The organism is Streptomyces sp. CBMA123, assembly GCF_014596465.1.
In the GTDB taxonomy this organism is placed as follows: domain Bacteria; phylum Actinomycetota; class Actinomycetes; order Streptomycetales; family Streptomycetaceae; genus Kitasatospora.
Genome location: NZ_MECK01000123.1, coordinates 1 through 15,357 on the forward strand (window position 1 = coordinate 1; position 15,357 = coordinate 15,357).

Genomic DNA, 15,357 nt, shown 5'->3' on the forward strand with positions numbered 1-15,357 from the left:
GTGCGGCTCGGCCTCGGCGACCGGAGCGGGGGCGGCGACCGGAGCCTCGGCGGCGGCCTCGACGGCCTCCTCCGCGGCGGGCTCCTCCTCGACGGCGGGCTCCTCGGCCACCGGCTCCTCGACCGGGGCCTCGACCACCGGCGCGGCCTCGACCACGCGACGGCGGCGGGGGCGGCGGGCCGGAGCGGCCGGGGCCTCCTCGGCCACCGGCTCGGCGACGGGGGCCGCGACCGGGGCGGCGGCCTCGACCGCGGGCTCCTCGGCGACGGGGGTCTCCACGGGCGCCTCGGCCCGCTTGCGGGTGCGGCGGGCCCGGGCCGGCTTCTCCGCCTTCTCCTCCGCCTTCTTCTCGGCCGTGGTCTCGGCGGCCTTGGTCTCGGCGGCCTTGGTCTCCTCGGCCTCCGGCGCGGTGACCACGATCGCGGTCTCCTCCGGAGCACCGGCGGGAGCCTCGGCGCGCTTGCGGGTCCGGCGGGCCCGGACCGGCTTCTCAGCGGCCAGGGCCGGCTCGGCGGACGCCTCGACCGGGGTGGTCACCTCGACCGGGACGACCGTCTCGGCCGCCTCGGTGGCCGCCCCCTGCGGGGTGCCCGCCGGGCGGGACACCGCCCGGCGACGACGACGCGGCGGCGCGGCGGACGCGCCCTCGCCACCGGTCGCGGCGGTTTCGTTCTGTTCCGTGGCCGCAGCCTGCTGCGGATCGGTGTTATCGAGCATGCGGGTGGATCTCCCGTCAGGCCCCCGGGCTCCGCATCCGGGCACGGCTCGGCACCAGTGGGTGGCCGGCATCGCGAGGATGCTCGGGCCGGACCCTTTGACGGTGCCGCCGTGCGGACGCGAGGCCGCACAGGGGCTCGTAGTCTCGCTCGGCGCCCCGCGTGGCGCGGGGTGTCGAAAGTCTTCTGGTCTGACCAGTCTTCTGTGGTTTTCCCAAGCCGAGCCGTCCCCCAACCCCGGGTGGCTCCCGGAAGGGGTCCCGGGCCCACCGACCGTCCTGGTCGACGGGCCCCGAGAGGCCGGCCTGTGCTGCGACGACGCTCGCTCCCCTGGGGAGCCGCGGGAACCTTGGAGGACCATCGGGTCCAGTGAGGCACTGGACCCGGCCTCCGCCCACTAGGCGGACGCGGTAGCGCGCGGCCCGGCAGCCGTTTCTCAGCCGGCCGGGGCCGCGGCGCGGTCGAGCGCCAGCGGGTCGGTCACCGTGCCCGTCTCCTCGTCGAGCGGCCCCTGCGCCAGCCTGGTCACCTCTGCGGGGACCGGCGGCGCCAGGTCGGCCGTCGCACGGAGACCGGACAATACGTCGTCGGGTCGTACGGCGGGTGTGGCGTGTCGTACTACCAGGCGCAGTATCGCACAGGGACGGCCGGTCCGAACATCGCGGGCGGTTCCGGCCGCCGTGTCCGCACCGTCGTCGACCTGCGGCTCGACGACCTCGAGCGCCGCCACCGCACCGCGCGCGTCGAAGACCCGCACGCCGTTCTTGGTCCGGCGCTCGACCTCGACCGTCTCCTCGGCGAGGAACTTCCGGACCGCCTGCACCGCCTCGTCCGGCTCGACGCCGTCCAGGCGCATCAGCCACTCGGAGGCCTCCAGGCGCTCCACGAAGTTCGGCGTCCGGACCTCGACGGCGTCGATCACGTCCAGGCCCGGCGGCAGCGACTCGTCCAGCTGCGCCCGCAACTGCTCGGGGTCGCGCGCAGCGGCCAAGCCGATCTCCAGGTACTCCGCCTCGCTCGCCACCCCGGTCGGGGCCGCGTTCGCGTAGGAGACCTTCGGGTGCGGGGTGAAGCCGGCCGAGTAGGCCATCGGAACGGCGGACCGGCGCAGGGCGCGCTCGAAGGCGCGCTGGAAGTCACGGTGGCTGGTGAAGCGGAGCCGGCCGCGCTTGGTGTAGCGGAGACGAATCCGCTGCACGGTCGGCGCGGGCGGCGGACCGTCGGGCGTACGACGTGCCAGGGTCGCTCAGTCCTTAGTCAGTTCTCCCGGTCCGGCGCGGCGCAAACCCGCCACTGTCCGGACTCTGTCACCTCAAAGGGTACGCGCCCCGCCACCCCCCTCGCTCCGCCCCTGGTCAGCAGCACGCCTCGGCCCCCGCCCGGAAACCTCCCGGACGGGGGCCGAGGACCACCCACCGCCTACTTGTTGACGACCGTCAACGGCAGCATCTTCTTACCCGTGGGCCCGATCTGGATGGCCGTATCCATCTGCGGCTAAATGGAGGCAGTCCCATAACCGTCGAGGGGGTCACCGGCATGGCGAAGCGCACCCGTACGGCACGTGCCGCACAGCAGAAGACGTACACGGTCGAGGCCGAGTGGACCGCCGCGGATCTGGCGCTGTTGGAGCAGCTCAAGAGAGCCGAGGCCGCCCTTCCGACGGACGCACCCCGGGCGCTGCTCTCGGTCCGGCTGTCCGTGCTGACGGAGGACACCACCTCCCCCGTCCGTCAGGAACTCGACCTCCGCCGCGAGGCCCTGAACCGGGGGTGCCGGGTGGTCGGCGTCGCCAGCGACCTGAACGTGTCCGCCACGAAGGTGCCCCCGTGGAAGCGGAAGCAGCTGGGCGACTGGCTGAACAACCGGGTGCCGGAGTTCGACGTGCTGCTGTTCTGGAAGCTCGACCGGTTCATCCGTCGGCTTTCCGACCTGCACACGATGATCGACTGGGCGTTGAAGTACGGGAAGAACCTGGTCTCCAAGCACGACTCCATCGACCTGACCACGGTCGTCGGCAAGATCCTTGTCACGCTGATCGGCGGCATCGCGGAGATCGAGGCCACCAACACGAGCACCCGCGTCGCGAGCCTCTGGGACTACGCCAAGACCCAGTCCGCCTGGCTGGTCGGCAAGCCGGCCTTCGGCTACACCACCGCCGAGGACGAGAACGGGAACGTCGTCCTCGTCATCGACCCGGACGCGCACAAGGCCCTGCACTGGTGCCGACGCATGGCCCGGCGAGGTATCTCCGCTACCCGCATGGTCAGGCTGCTGAAACGCGCAGGTCTCGCCAGCGACGGCCTCACGGCTACGACCCTCCTGCGCCAGCTCCGCAACCCCGCCTTGATGGGCTACCGGGTAGAAGAGGAGAAGAAGGGCGGCGCTCGCCGGTCCAAGCTCGTCCTGGACAAGGCCGGGCAGCCCATCAGGGTCGCGGAGGCCGTCTTCGCCGACGAGGAGTTCAACGAGCTCCAAGCGGATCTCGACAAGCGCAGCAAGGACCAGCCTCAGCGCCGGCCCGGTGGTGCCACGAAATTCCTCGGGGTCTTCTTCTGTGTCGACTGCGGGACGAACATGCTGGAGCAGCGGAACCGCGTCAAGGATCGGGTGTACGAGTACCTGCGGTGCCAGGGCTGCAAGGGCGGAGGCCTGGGCGCTCCCAACCCCGACGTGATCAACGCCAAGCTCGTCCTCGACGTGCTGTCGGTCCTCGGCGACGAGCCCGTTCAGGTGCGCGAGTACGCGAGGGGCGCAGAGGCACGCGCCCAGGTGGCGCAGCTTGAGGAGTCCATCGCCTACTACATGAAGGAGCTGGAGCCCGGAGGCCGGTACGCCAAGACCCGGTTCACGCGCGAGCAGGCGGAGGAGACGCTGGACAAGCTGATCACCGAACTCGGGGAGATCGATCCCGAGACCACCGAAGACCGGTGGGTGAACGTGGCCAACGGGAAGACGTTCCGGCAGCAGTGGGAGGACGGCGGCACTGAGGCCATGGCCGCCGACCTGCTGCGGGTGGGCATCCGCTGTGAGGTCACCCGAACCAAGGTCAAGGGTCAGCGGGCTCCCGCGATCAAGCTGCGGCTCATGATCCCCAAGGACTACCGCGACCGGCTGATCGTCAAGCAAGACGACTTCGCGAGCAAGCTCTGACGCCGACAGCCCCCGTCATCATGGCGGGGGCTGTCGTGGTCAGTGCTTGGCGGAGTCGTACGGCTCCTCGTGGCCCTCGTCGTCCACGATGACGATCTCGCTCTCGATGACCAGGGACCGGAGCGGTTGCCGTGGCAGCGCCTCGCGCGAAGCCGTCGCGGCTCCGGCCCCCGCTTGCTCGGCCGTCACGCCCCCTCCTCTGCCCGTTCCGCACGGGCGACCTCCCGATTGGTGGCGAGGTCTTCGGCGATACCGGCGGCGAGGAGTGCTTCGGCCGGGGCGTGACCGGTTCCGACGAACCGCCAGGCACTCTCAACCACGGTCTCGTCGTCCCAGTCGGTGTAGAGGCCGCGGGCGTGTGCGGCCCGAGCGGCTCTGAGCTGCCCGTATGTAGTGGAGTAGGCCCGCGTCTTGGTGAGGCAGTGCCCCGGGTACCCGAGCATGTGGGCCCAGGCGCGAAGTCGCAGGTGTCGCAGCTCCGGCAGGCCGCCCAGGCGCCAGGCTGTGGCGATGAGGGCACGGACATGCGGGCTGACGCGCAACGCCTGTATCTCCGCCGGCGACTCGATGCGGCGGTCAACAGCGCCGGCGGCCTCCACGCTCTTGCTCGTGTACTTGGCGACGTAGGCCGCCACCGCATCGTCAGAGATCAGCCCGCCGCCCCCATAGACAAGGGGATGCACGTCCAGCTGGGTGCCGAAGCTGAGCCGTCCGCCGCCGTAAGCCGCCGACTCGGGGCACGGGAGTGCCACGGCGGTGGCCGCCGAGCGCACGGCTTCCGAGAGGAGGTCCCCCGTTGCCCAGGGCGGAGGCGGAGTAGTGGAACCATCCGGGCCGTCGAGCCTGACGACGGCGTGGAAGTGGACGGCGCCGCGCTTCTGGTACTCGGCAACCTTGGCGATGGAGACTCGGACCAGGGTGCGCACCTCGGACCGGCCGACGCCCGCCCGGGCAGCGAGGTGGTGGTAGAGGTTGTCGCGGAACGCCTTCCACAGGGCCGGGGCCATGGAGTTCCACGGGACGTGCCCGGGGTAGTCGTAGCAGTCCACACAGAGCGGCTGCCCGACGATGGGGTCAGCGTCCGGATGGGTTCGACCGCAACCGTGCTGCCCCCCGTGCTCACACCTTCTGCACCGGGCCGAGTGGCAGCTACCCGCCCGGTGGACCGGTCCGAAGGAGGGCGCGGTCAGGGTGACGAACAACCGCGGGTGCGTCCGTACGGTCTCCGGGACGCCTTTGCCACCGACCAGGCCGGAGCGGACCAGGTGGAAGGTGTCGCCGCTGTGCTCCCGGGAGCAGGGCGCGCAGCGGGAGGCCCGGCGGTTGCGGCAGCGGACGGAGAGCCGGCCACCGGGTTCGGTAGCGGTCGAGTAGTGCCGCAGAACCTCGCCGGTGTCGGGGTCGATCGTGGTGGTGTGCCCGGCGAGGTGGACCGGTTCGGCACAGCCACCGGTGGCGCGGATCTGCTCCAGCCACCGGTTCAGGTCCGGCGTCGCACCGAGGCGGACGAAGTCCTGGTCGATGAGGGGCAGTTGGCGCAGCCATGCCTCCCGGTCAAGGGGCGCGCACAGCGCGCCAGCGCGCGGCTTCCTGCCGCTCGCCGCCGCTCCTGTCTCCGCCCCGCGCCAGCGGCGGCCGGCCGCGCACGTCGAGCGTGCGGCCGGAGATACCGAGGTGAGTGAGCCCGCCGGGCAGGCGGAGACGGTGCGGGTCAGGACATGAGGCTCCGCCGGGCCCTCTCTCGGAGGGGGCCGGGGGCAGGCGCACGGGTGCGGCTTCGACGGGGTGATCGTGGGCGGGTCGCGGGAGGCCCCCGCCTCGACCGGTCACCCAAGGGCGTACCCGGAACCTCCAGGGGCCGCCAAGGCCAAGCGCAAGCGTCACGGAGTGAGCCTTGGCGGCCCCTGGAGAACCCGAGTGCGGCGAAGCTGCCCGATCGAGGAGGGGACCACCCGCTCAGCCCGAGGACTAGCCGCAAGCCTCACGACAACCATCGCTGGTGACACGGCTCTCTGGCAGAATCCCGATCAAATGCGTACGTGGGTCGCGCTGAATTCAAAGTAGGGGTGGGGACTTGAGTCGCTGGTACATCCGATTCCCAAGACCGTACCGCTACCGGGTCTGGTCGTTCGGCAGCTTGATCATTCTGATGGTATGGGTCTACGTCTGCATGCTTGTCCTGATGCTCAACATGATGGTGGTACCGATCGCAGGTACCGTCGCAGCGGTACGTGCCGTTCGGGCGAACCGCACCCGGCACCGCTAGGTCTGCCTGAGTCCCACGAGCTTGATCAGTGGGAGACCTGGAGGAGCGAAACGCCCTCTGGGTCGGCCTACGTGGTTCTGAGTCGCGCGCTGCCCGGAGCACTTCCTCTACCTGTGAGCGTGCCACAGGTGTGCCAGATCGGGCGGTACGTGGCGGTCAGTGGGGGACGCTGGCGGTGCGGTGGCTGGGAAACCGGCAGGCCGGGAGCAGCCCAGGTCACGCCGGGTGTCGCACGCCTGTCCTTGTAAAGCAGGTGTACTGCCATCGAAGCCAGACGATGATGGTCTGCATGATGCTCAACGGTTCACCAGTCACGGCCCCCAAGATGCTGCTCCTGGACCGCGTTGACTTCGAACCCAGCTGCTACGTGTTCAAGCTCGATCAACCGCTGTTCCTGAGGCCTGGGGACCAAATCTGGGCGGAGCGAAGCTCAGTGGTCGTACAGCGCACAGTCACGGGGTTGGTAGAGCGGCCTGCGGGCAGCATGGACGCCGAACGATGGGCGTACAAGCTGCTCTAGGTACGACCCGGCCGATCCACCCGCGACCTGCGGGCTGAGTGTCTAACTGCGCTACAACGGGTGCGCACGACGGCGGACGACCACGGACTCTCGCGGACCCTTTGGGCAGGTCAGCGACACTGCACGCCAAGGTCGGTTGAGCGCCTGGGTTGCTTCGGGACGAAGAGGCCTGTCGACGGGGGCGGGTGGATGCCCAAGCAGGCACCCGCCCCCGCCAGCCTGACTCATGACGCGTGGCGGGCTGCCAAGCATAGGAGTCCTTCGAGACGCAGCCATCCATCCGCAATGCCTTCGAGCCGGACCATCGGAGCACCCTGAGCATCCGTATCGGCGATCGCCCGCAGCTGTGTGCGCGCCACGCCGCACGCCGCCAGCAGGGAGTTCACCTCGTTCGCCGTCCGTCTCGCGGCCCGCCACCCGGCCGCGTAGTCCACTCCCGGCAGCCACACCCACGTGTCCGGATCGAGGCCAGCCGCCAACTCCGCACTGAAGTCGTCGTCCCCGTACACCAGTTACCCCACTCCCTGATCACAACCGAACCGGCCATCCGTGCACGGACATGCCGAGGAGCCCGATACCATCGGCACCGGGTTCCGACCCGCCGGACCACCCCACGTTCCCGCCAAGGTGACGGGGTGGTCCGGCACGTCTTCAGTTGTCCCTGATCAGGTCAGGCGTGTTCCCCCGTCGGCCCGCCGGATCCGGAGATCCGCCGGACCGGCTCCGCCTCATCCAGGCCGGTCAGCGGGTCATCAACTCCGTTCTCCTCACACCAGATGCGATGCATCAGCAGCAGCCACTGACCATCGGTGAAACCGGGCTCGGCGCACCACGCCATCACGTCACAGTGCGCAGCCCGGCGAGTCGGCGAGACAGCCAGCATCGGCACCCAGAACTGACCGTGCAGAAGCCACCAGGTCAGGGCCCGGTCCCACCAGGCCCGGAGCCACCGGATCACGAGGGCCCCTCGGGACCGGCCGGGTACACCCCGACCACGTACGGCTTCAGCCCCAGGAAGGCCAGCGACCGCACCTCCCCGTACACCGCCAGCCGGTGCCCGATCGTCTGCACCGCAGACGGCCCGAGCAACTCGTCGAAGAAGTCCAGCTGTTCCGGACTCAGCGGCAGCGCCCGCAACGCCTCCAGGAGCGCGGCCAAAGCGTCCGGCAGCCGGGCGAACCGCGCGGCCACGGTGATCCCCCGCACCTCCACCACCACCGGGAAGGGGTAGGGGGCGCTTCCCGCCGATCCCCCACCCCCGCCGGCGACGACCAGTCCCGCCGCGGACTCTCCGGACTCTCGAAGCGTCATCACTACGCCGACACCTCACCCGAACGGCGCGGGTGCCGCGCGTGGACACCCACCACCTGTCCGTTGACCACGATGAACCGGGCCACCGCCTTCCGCAGCCCCGCACCGCAGTAGAAGCACCGCGTTCCCGCCGTCCCGCTCGCTCGCTTCGCTCTCACCGCACGCCACCTTCCGGGCCCACCAGAGCCCAAGTGATCTTCCCGATGCCTTCCGGCCGGGGCTGCCAGCCCCACTCCACGGACAAGGCCTCCACCAGGCACAGCCCCCGACACGACACGTCATCCGGCCCGGTCGACCGCCGGATCACGGGCTTCTCGCTGCTCGCGTCGTGCACCTCCAGCCGGAGGTGATCGACCACCATCTCGAAGCGGATGTGGATTCGCCGCCCCTTGGGCACCCGCGCGTGCTTCACCGCGTTGCTCACCAACTCGCCGAGCACGATGGCGGCGTCGTCCGCGAGGGCACCTCCGCCCGGCACGCGGGCCAGGTAGATGCGGAGGTGCAGCCGAGCCACGCCGACCGACCTTTGGTGGCGGGTGAGCCTCGCCTCGAACACGGCTATCCCGCCGTCCGTTTCAGGCGACTCAGCAGTGCCCTGGGGTTCTCCCAAGCTGATCAAAGCGCACCACCTCCCGGTGCCCACAGGAACAACCGGACCTGGACGTCCGGGCCTTGGCACCAGGCTGCCGAGGGAGAGTGCGAACTTCGTACCCAAGGTGGTTACCCAGTGTGGGTAAACTCACAGGTAATCAACTTCCTTGCAGCGTCTATTGATCAGCAGCGGGAGCTGTGGTGACCGATGCGCGCGTTCCGGACCGGCTCCCAGCCGGTCTGCTCGCCAACCCCGAGATGATCGCGGCGTGCCGAAGACGGGACTTCGCCGCAGTGTTCCGGCTGCTCAAACTGGCCGGGATCTACCCATCGCTCATCGCCCGCGCCTGCGATATGACCCCGAGCCGAGTCGGCGAGATCATGTCCGGGAAGCGCAAGATCGAGAAGATCAACCTCATCGAGCGGATCGCGGACGGGCTGCACATCCCCGGGCGCATGCTCGGTCTGGCAGCCCGGGAGTGGGAGCAGGAGACGCCCCTTTCATCACCCAGGCATCCCGCACCAGAATCATCCACGACCGGGCAGAGCCTCAACTCGCCGATCGACCCCGAGTTTTTCGTGAGCCACCTTCGCGGCGTCATGCCCAGCCACTACCGAGCCGCGAACCTGCTCGGCTCCCGCCACGCACTCGATGCGGTGACACGGCACGTCCAGTTCCTCGACCGCATCCAGCAGAACGCCGGCGGCCGCGACCGGGACGAGCTGCTCATCATCGGCGCCCGTACCGCGGAGTTCCTCGGCTGGCTGAACCAGGATCTCGGCGACTTCGGCCAGTCCCTGTACTGGTCGGACCGCGCCATGGAGTGGGCTCAGGAGGCGGGCGATGACGTCATGGCCGCCTACGTGCTCTTCCGAAAGAGCAACCAGGCCACCGCCCAGCGCAGCGCCCAGAAGGCCATCAGCCTCGCCCGCGCCGCACAACGGGCGGTCGGCGCCACGCTCCGCATCCGCGCTCTGGCCGCTCAACAGGAAGCTCAGGGGCACACCCTCATGGGTAACCAACGCTTCGCCCAGGCCAAGTTCGACGAGGCCCACGAACTCGCCGCCGAGCCGGACGACTCCCACGCGGACGATGCCCTCGATCTCGCGTACTGCACCCCGACCTACATCGAGATGCAACGCGCCAACTGCCTGATCGAACTCGGCGATCCGCGAACGGCCGTGGAGATGTTCGAGGCCGAGCTTCAGATCCTGCCCTCGATCTACCGCAACGACCAGGGTGTCTACCTCTCCCGCTTGGCCCGCGCCTACGCGGTGTCCGGCGAACCGGAACAGGCAGCCGCCGCGGCCGACCGAGCGCTGTCGATCGCCATCGACACCGAGTCCGCACGGGCCATGTCCGAACTGTCCGCAGCAGGCAAGGCCCTCCAGCGATGGAGGGCCGTACCCGAAGTAGCCACGTTCACCGGCCGTTTGACCCTGATGCATCGATGACAGTGGCCGAGCTGCCATGAACCCCATATGAGGAGCTGGAACATCAATGACGCACCGTACGGCGGCTGAGCTTGAGGGGAACTCCTATCTCTGGGACGGATCGGAGCCCGGATGGGTGCTCTGTCGCAGCAAGATCCTTGATATCCCAACGATCTTTAACCGGATCACCCGCATGGTCCTGCTCGTGGAGGACACCGATGAATGGCGGGCCATAACGGACGTGATGCTGAGCCATGGTGTTCCGCTACTAGACGCACTTCCGCCCGAGGAGTGATCGAGCTGTCGGATCGATTGGCGGTGTCGACTGGACCCGGCATCCAGTCTGATTTGCTCCGCAGCCAACCCACGGCAGCCAGACGAGCACAGTCATGCGGTGGCTCGTCATCGGCTTCAGATAGGACACCAAGCAGCCTGCTTGTCCAGCCTTATGGCATCTCGATGACCCCTCGACCAGTGACGATCTGATGAGAGAGGCTGGGCCCATGGACGCACTGATCACGGCCGCCACTTCCGCAGACGAACGCCGGCGCGGCGCCAAGATCGCCGTACTGCCGGTCGGCAGCTTCGAGCAGCACGGCGATCACCTGCCCCTGACTACCGACACCGTCGTCGCCAGCCTGATCGCCCAGCGGATCGCCACCGACTATGACCTGTTCCTCCTGCCGCCCATCACGCTGTCCTGCTCCCACGAGCACGCCCACATGCCCGGCACAGTGAGCATCAGCGCCGCGACGCTCTACGCAGTGATCAACGACATCTGGAATTCCCTCCAGGCATCCGGCGTCCCCGGCCTACTGATCGTGAACGGCCACGGTGGAAACTACGTCCTCTCGAACGTCGTCCAGGAGGCCAATACCGAAGGCCCGCGCGTCGCGCTCTTCCCGGTCCGCGAGGACTGGCACAGGGCCCGCGAAGCTGCCGCTCTGGAAAGCTCAGGCGCCGAGGACATGCACGGCGGCGAACTGGAAGTCTCCCTACTCCTCCACGGCGCGCCCCACCTCGTCCGCGACGGCGTCGAAGACGACGACCACGACGCCCCGGAGCGCCCCCACCTCCTCACCCTGGGCATGACCGGCTACACCCAGAACGGCATCATCGGCCGCCCCTCACTCGGGACGGCCGAGAAGGGCAAGGCCATCCTGGAGAGCCTGTCCAAGTCGGCCGCCACACACCTGTCACTCGTAGGGGGTAGCTGACACCTACCGGGTGCCACCCAAAGGTGGGCGAGTCCCATTGCCAACAACAGCGCCCACCTCTTAGACGCACAGGAGCCCTCCTGGGCTGAACCGAGGAAGGCTCCATGCATCGCACGGAGGAGTCAGCTCAACTCGATCAAGGACTCGATGCCGGGGCGACACCGGGGCGGCCAAGGGTCCTTTGACCGCTCTTTCCAGTCCTGCCTGGGAGCGAGGGCAGGCCCTCCCGGGGGCGCAGTCCAGACCGAGCGTGCTCAGACCAAGTTTTACCTGGCCACCTGCGGCTTCCTCCGGGCATTAATATCAATTTTAGTATCTGAATTTGAATCAAGTAGCGCCAAGAATTCTGACGTCTTTGGGCGCTCTTGCGGCTCCTTAGAAAGGGCCCGACCGATCAACCTTGCAAGTGGATCCTTTGCTCGTTTCAGCGGCAGAGGTTCATCGTGCAACACTGCTGACATTGATGCCGCCACCGTGTCTCGCCGAAATGGAGAGAATCCCTCAATGGCTTGAAAGAGCGTTGCGCCAAGAGAGAAGAGGTCACTGCTTGGCAGGTCAGCTTCACCCCGCAGCCGCTCGGGGGCCATGTACTCTGGCGAACCAATGAATGTGCCCTCAGCAGTGATGACTGTGTCTCTCTCGTGCCGTGCGATCCCAAAGTCGGCGAGGAGAGTAGTTCCATCCGTAGACAGCATGACATTGGCAGGTTTGACGTCACGGTGGATTATGCCCCTCTTGTGGGCCGCATCAAGAGCTCGCAGCAACGCTCTGGCAACTTCCGCCACTTTGCTCGCAGGAAGCGGGCCGCGGTGGCGTGTGTACTGTTCCAACGAATAGCCGACAACCAACTGCATCACGATCCACGGGCGACCGTCGTGGGTCACGACGTCGTACACCGTGATGATGTTGGGGTGATCGCGGAGTTTGGCTGAGTTCCGGGCCTCCCTTGTAGCACGGGCCAGGATCTGAGCGCGTTCAGCCTCAGACTGCGCAGATGGCAGCCATACCTCCTTGATCGCTACGTCCACGTCTAAATATTCGTCCCGGGCCTTCCACACCCTGCCGAAACCTCCTGCCCCGAGGTCGTACAGCAGGCGATACTTGCCCCCGATCACCGCGCCACGGCCTGCCTCCTGAACCATCTCTCCCCTATGGCGGTTGAGTAGCAGTCAAGCTTCGAGATTAGGCAGTGCATGTGCGATCGAGCTAGGCGTAGGCACAGCTACTTAAGCACCAAAGCGCAGATCCACCTCTGGTTGCCCACCTTGAATCAGACCTGAGAGGTCCCCGCCAGCGAGAAACCTGGTACTGGTCCATGTCGCTGGCGAGGCCCCCGAGACACTTGACGCCTCACTGCGCGCTACAAGCCTGGTGGCACAGAAAGCAGGTCACCCGGGCCTTAGAAGAAGCCGCCACTTCGCCTGTCCGCTTACCGGCATGCGGAGGGCCGCTGCATCGCGATGCAGCGGCCCTCCAGCCGATCAGACCCACTCGATCGAGGACTCGATGCCCGGGGCACTCCGGGCGGCGGGCAGAGGGGTCCTCTGGCCGCCTTGCCGGGCCTCCATGGGGCGGGCGGGCCCGCCCCGGGCGCGCGTCATGCCAAGCGCGCCCAAGACGGGCTCCCGCTCACCCTCCGGAAGGCTGTGAAGTAAGTCACACAGCTCGCTCACCGTGTCACCCACTCCGCCGCCTACTTCTGCTGGCCAGCGGCGTTGACGACGGTCAGCGGCAGCATCTTCTTGCCGGTGGGGCCGATTTGTATGGCCGTATCCATCTGGGGACACACTCCACAGTCGAAGCACGGCGTCCAGCGGCAGTCGTCGACCTCGACCTCCTCCAGGGCGTCCTGCCAGTCCTCCCACAGCCAGTCCTTGTCGAGGCCGCTGTCCAGGTGGTCCCAGGGCAGCACCTCCTCGTAGGAGCGCTCGCGGGTGGTGTACCAGTCGACGTCGACGCCGGTGCCGGCCAGGCCCTTCTCGGCGGAGGCCATCCAGCGGTCGTACGAGAAGTACTCGCGCCAGCCGTCGAAGCGGCCGCCGTCCTCGTAGACGGCGCGGATGATGGCGCCGACCCGGCGGTCGCCGCGGGAGAGCAGGCCCTCGACGATGCCGGGCTTGCCGTCGTGGTAGCGGTAGCCGATGTTCTTGCCGTACTTGCGGTCGCCGCGGATGGAGTCCCGCAGCTTGGCGAGGCGGGCGTCGGTGGCCTCGGCGGACAGCTGCGGGGCCCACTGGAACGGGGTGTGCGGCTTGGGCACGAACCCGCCGATGGAGACGGTGCAGCGGATGTCGTTCTGGCCGGTGACCTCGCGGCCCTTCTGGATGACGTTCTTCGCCATCTCGCCGATCTGGAGCACGTCCTCGTCGGTCTCGGTGGGCAGGCCGCACATGAAGTACAGCTTCACCTGGCGCCAGCCGTTGCCGTAGGCGGTGGCGACGGTGCGGATCAGGTCCTCCTCCGACACCATCTTGTTGATCACCTTGCGCATGCGCTCGCTGCCGCCCTCGGGGGCGAAGGTGAGGCCCGAGCGGCGTCCGTTGCGGGACAGCTCGTTGGCGAGGTCGATGTTGAAGGCGTCGACGCGGGTGGACGGCAGCGACAGGCCGATCTTGTCCTCGGTGTAGCGGTCGGCCAGGCCCTTGGCGATGTCGCCGATCTCGGTGTGGTCGGCGCTGGACAGCGACAGCAGGCCGACCTCCTCGAAGCCGGTCGCCTTGAGCCCGCGCTCGACCATCTCGCCGATGCCGGTGATGCTTCGCTCCCGCACGGGGCGCGTGATCATGCCGGCCTGGCAGAAGCGGCAGCCGCGGGTGCAGCCGCGGAAGATCTCGACGGACATCCGCTCGTGGACGGTCTCCGCGAGCGGGACGAGCGGCTGCTTGGGGTAGGGCCACTCGTCGAGGTCCATGACGGTGTGCTTGGACACCCGCCACGGCACGCCCGGGGCGTTCGGCACGACGCGGCCGATCCGGCCGTCGGGCAGGTACTCCACGTCGTAGAACTTCGGCACGTACACCCCGCCGGTGCGCGCCAGGCGCAGCAGCAGTTCGTCGCGCCCGCCCGGGCGGCCCTCGGCCTTCCAGGCGCGGATGATCTCGGTGATGTCGAGGACGGCCTGCTCGCCGTCGCCGATCACGGCGCAGTCCAGGAAGTCCGCGATCGGCTCCGGGTTGAACGCCGCGTGGCCGCCGGCCAGGACGATCGGGTCCTCGTCGGTGCGGTCCCTGGCCTCCAGCGGGATGCCGGCCAGGTCGAGCGCGGTCAGCATGTTGGTGTAGCCGAGTTCGGTGGAGAACGACAGCCCGAACACGTCGAAGGCCTTGACCGGGCGGTGGGCGTCCACCGTGAACTGCGGGACGCGGTGCTCGCGCATCAGCGCCTCGAGGTCCGGCCAGACGCTGTAGGTGCGCTCGGCGAGCACGCCCTCGCGCTCGTTCAGCACCTCGTAGAGGATCATGACGCCCTGGTTGGGGAGCCCGACCTCGTAGGCGTCGGGGTACATCAGCGCCCACCGGACGTCGCAGGCGTCCCAGTCCTTGACGGTCGAGTTGAGCTCGCCGCCGACGTACTGGATCGGCTTCTGGACGTGCGGGAGGAGGGCCTCCAGGCGTGGGAAGACCGATTCGACAGTCATGTACTAGGAACCCTTACGACGTGATTCGGTGCCGCGATTCGGCATGGGAGGGGTGACCCTCAAGGGTAGCCCAATCCGGGGAACGACCCGTCCGGGCCGGTGCCCGCCCGTGCGCCCCGGCGCGATCCGTGCCCGCCGGTGACCGCCCCGGCACGCGCGGTGCGCGCCCGCCGCCAGGCGCCGTCCGCCGTTGACACGCCCGGACGGCCCGTGCGGTACTGACAAGGCCCTGCCCAAGGCCCTGCACCCCTTCCGGAGACGGGAGTTGGGTCGTACGCTCGGCCGACGCCGACTCCCCCGGCGGCCCGTTCGCCCCAGCACGACCTCCCCCGTCCCCGCGCGGCCCCCTCCCCCGGCCCCGCAGAGCCCGTCCCCGGCCCGCAGGCCGTGTCCGGCGGCGCAGCACGCCCGCGCCCCGGTGGCCGTACGACCGGGCGCAAGGAGAACCATGACCGACACCGGTCGGCGGGTCCGGCCCCTGGCCCTGCGGACCCCCGACGCCCGGCCGGCCCGCT

General features: G+C 68.7%; 12 protein-coding genes and 1 pseudogene. 4 read left to right on the forward strand and 9 right to left on the reverse strand.

Annotation, left to right across the window (positions count from 1 at the left end):
* Together BG452_RS16120 and BG452_RS16125 are read right to left on the reverse strand one after the other, a co-directional pair.
* Positions 1-717, reverse strand: a pseudogene (locus BG452_RS16120) (ribonuclease E/G); the annotation flags it as partial.
* 435 nt (positions 718-1,152) lie between these two features.
* Entirely contained in the window at positions 1,153-1,914 is a 762-nt protein-coding gene (locus BG452_RS16125) for a TIGR03936 family radical SAM-associated protein (protein ID WP_188304987.1), read from the reverse strand.
* Between the two features lie 338 nt (positions 1,915-2,252).
* Between BG452_RS16125 and BG452_RS16130 the strand changes: the two genes are divergently transcribed.
* Positions 2,253-3,866 carry a recombinase family protein gene (locus tag BG452_RS16130; RefSeq protein WP_188304988.1) on the forward strand — a complete coding sequence of 538 codons (1,614 nt, stop codon included), beginning with the start codon at positions 2,253-2,255 and terminating at the stop codon, positions 3,864-3,866.
* 39 nt (positions 3,867-3,905) lie between these two features.
* Here BG452_RS16130 and BG452_RS16135 read toward each other — a convergent pair whose 3' ends face one another.
* The 5 genes from BG452_RS16135 to BG452_RS16155 form a co-directional block, all read right to left on the reverse strand.
* On the reverse strand, positions 3,906-4,055 hold the full coding sequence (locus BG452_RS16135; RefSeq protein ID WP_188304989.1) for a hypothetical protein: 150 nt from the start codon (positions 4,053-4,055) through the stop codon (positions 3,906-3,908).
* Complete coding sequence (locus BG452_RS16140) at positions 4,052-5,656, reverse strand: replication initiator (protein ID WP_317621074.1); 1,605 nt, start codon at positions 5,654-5,656, stop codon at positions 4,052-4,054. Before BG452_RS16140 ends, BG452_RS16135 begins: the two co-directional genes overlap by 4 nt.
* A 1,666-nt stretch (positions 5,657-7,322) precedes the next feature.
* A complete protein-coding gene (locus BG452_RS16145) occupies positions 7,323-7,610 on the reverse strand; it encodes a hypothetical protein (protein WP_188304990.1) in 288 nt (95 codons plus the stop codon).
* On the reverse strand, positions 7,607-7,963 hold the full coding sequence (locus tag BG452_RS16150; RefSeq protein WP_188304991.1) for a hypothetical protein: 357 nt from the start codon (positions 7,961-7,963) through the stop codon (positions 7,607-7,609). The genes BG452_RS16145 and BG452_RS16150 overlap by 4 nt, the downstream gene beginning before the upstream one ends.
* 154 nt (positions 7,964-8,117) lie before the next feature.
* A complete protein-coding gene (locus tag BG452_RS16155; protein ID WP_317621073.1) occupies positions 8,118-8,477 on the reverse strand; it encodes an ATP-binding protein in 360 nt (119 codons plus the stop codon).
* Between the two features lie 278 nt (positions 8,478-8,755).
* On the opposite strand from BG452_RS16155, the gene BG452_RS16160 reads away from it, so the two are divergent.
* The 3 genes from BG452_RS16160 to BG452_RS16170 all read left to right on the forward strand — a co-directional run bounded on the left by BG452_RS16160 (position 8,756) and on the right by BG452_RS16170 (position 11,205).
* On the forward strand, positions 8,756-10,009 hold the full coding sequence (locus BG452_RS16160; RefSeq protein WP_188304992.1) for a hypothetical protein: 1,254 nt from the start codon (positions 8,756-8,758) through the stop codon (positions 10,007-10,009).
* Between the two features lie 46 nt (positions 10,010-10,055).
* The gene (locus BG452_RS16165; RefSeq protein ID WP_188304993.1) at positions 10,056-10,283 is read left to right on the forward strand and encodes a hypothetical protein; all 228 of its coding nucleotides are present in this window, start codon (positions 10,056-10,058) and stop codon (positions 10,281-10,283) included.
* A gap of 208 nt (positions 10,284-10,491) precedes the next feature.
* The gene (locus BG452_RS16170; RefSeq protein ID WP_188304994.1) at positions 10,492-11,205 is read left to right on the forward strand and encodes a creatininase family protein; all 714 of its coding nucleotides are present in this window, start codon (positions 10,492-10,494) and stop codon (positions 11,203-11,205) included.
* Between the two features lie 266 nt (positions 11,206-11,471).
* Here BG452_RS16170 and BG452_RS16175 read toward each other — a convergent pair whose 3' ends face one another.
* Both BG452_RS16175 and BG452_RS16180 read right to left on the reverse strand, forming a co-directional pair.
* Positions 11,472-12,320: a serine/threonine-protein kinase gene (locus BG452_RS16175; protein WP_188304995.1), complete on the reverse strand. Its 849-nt coding sequence runs from the start codon at positions 12,318-12,320 to the stop codon at positions 11,472-11,474.
* A gap of 578 nt (positions 12,321-12,898) precedes the next feature.
* Positions 12,899-14,842, reverse strand: a complete 1,944-nt coding sequence (locus tag BG452_RS16180; RefSeq protein ID WP_188304996.1) for a TIGR03960 family B12-binding radical SAM protein — start codon at positions 14,840-14,842, stop codon at positions 12,899-12,901.
* Between the last annotated feature and the right edge of the window lie 515 nt (positions 14,843-15,357).

Bases quoted from the DNA above. Each gene is read 5' to 3' on its own strand.
- BG452_RS16130 (WP_188304988.1), top strand. From the start codon at position 2,253: ATGGCGAAGCGCACCCGTACGGCACGTGCCGCACAGCAGAAGACGTAC.
- BG452_RS16150 (WP_188304991.1), bottom strand. From the start codon at position 7,963: ATGACGCTTCGAGAGTCCGGAGAGTCCGCGGCGGGACTGGTCGTCGCC.
- BG452_RS16165 (WP_188304993.1), top strand. From the start codon at position 10,056: ATGACGCACCGTACGGCGGCTGAGCTTGAGGGGAACTCCTATCTCTGG.
- BG452_RS16170 (WP_188304994.1), top strand. From the start codon at position 10,492: ATGGACGCACTGATCACGGCCGCCACTTCCGCAGACGAACGCCGGCGC.
- BG452_RS16180 (WP_188304996.1), bottom strand. From the start codon at position 14,842: ATGACTGTCGAATCGGTCTTCCCACGCCTGGAGGCCCTCCTCCCGCAC.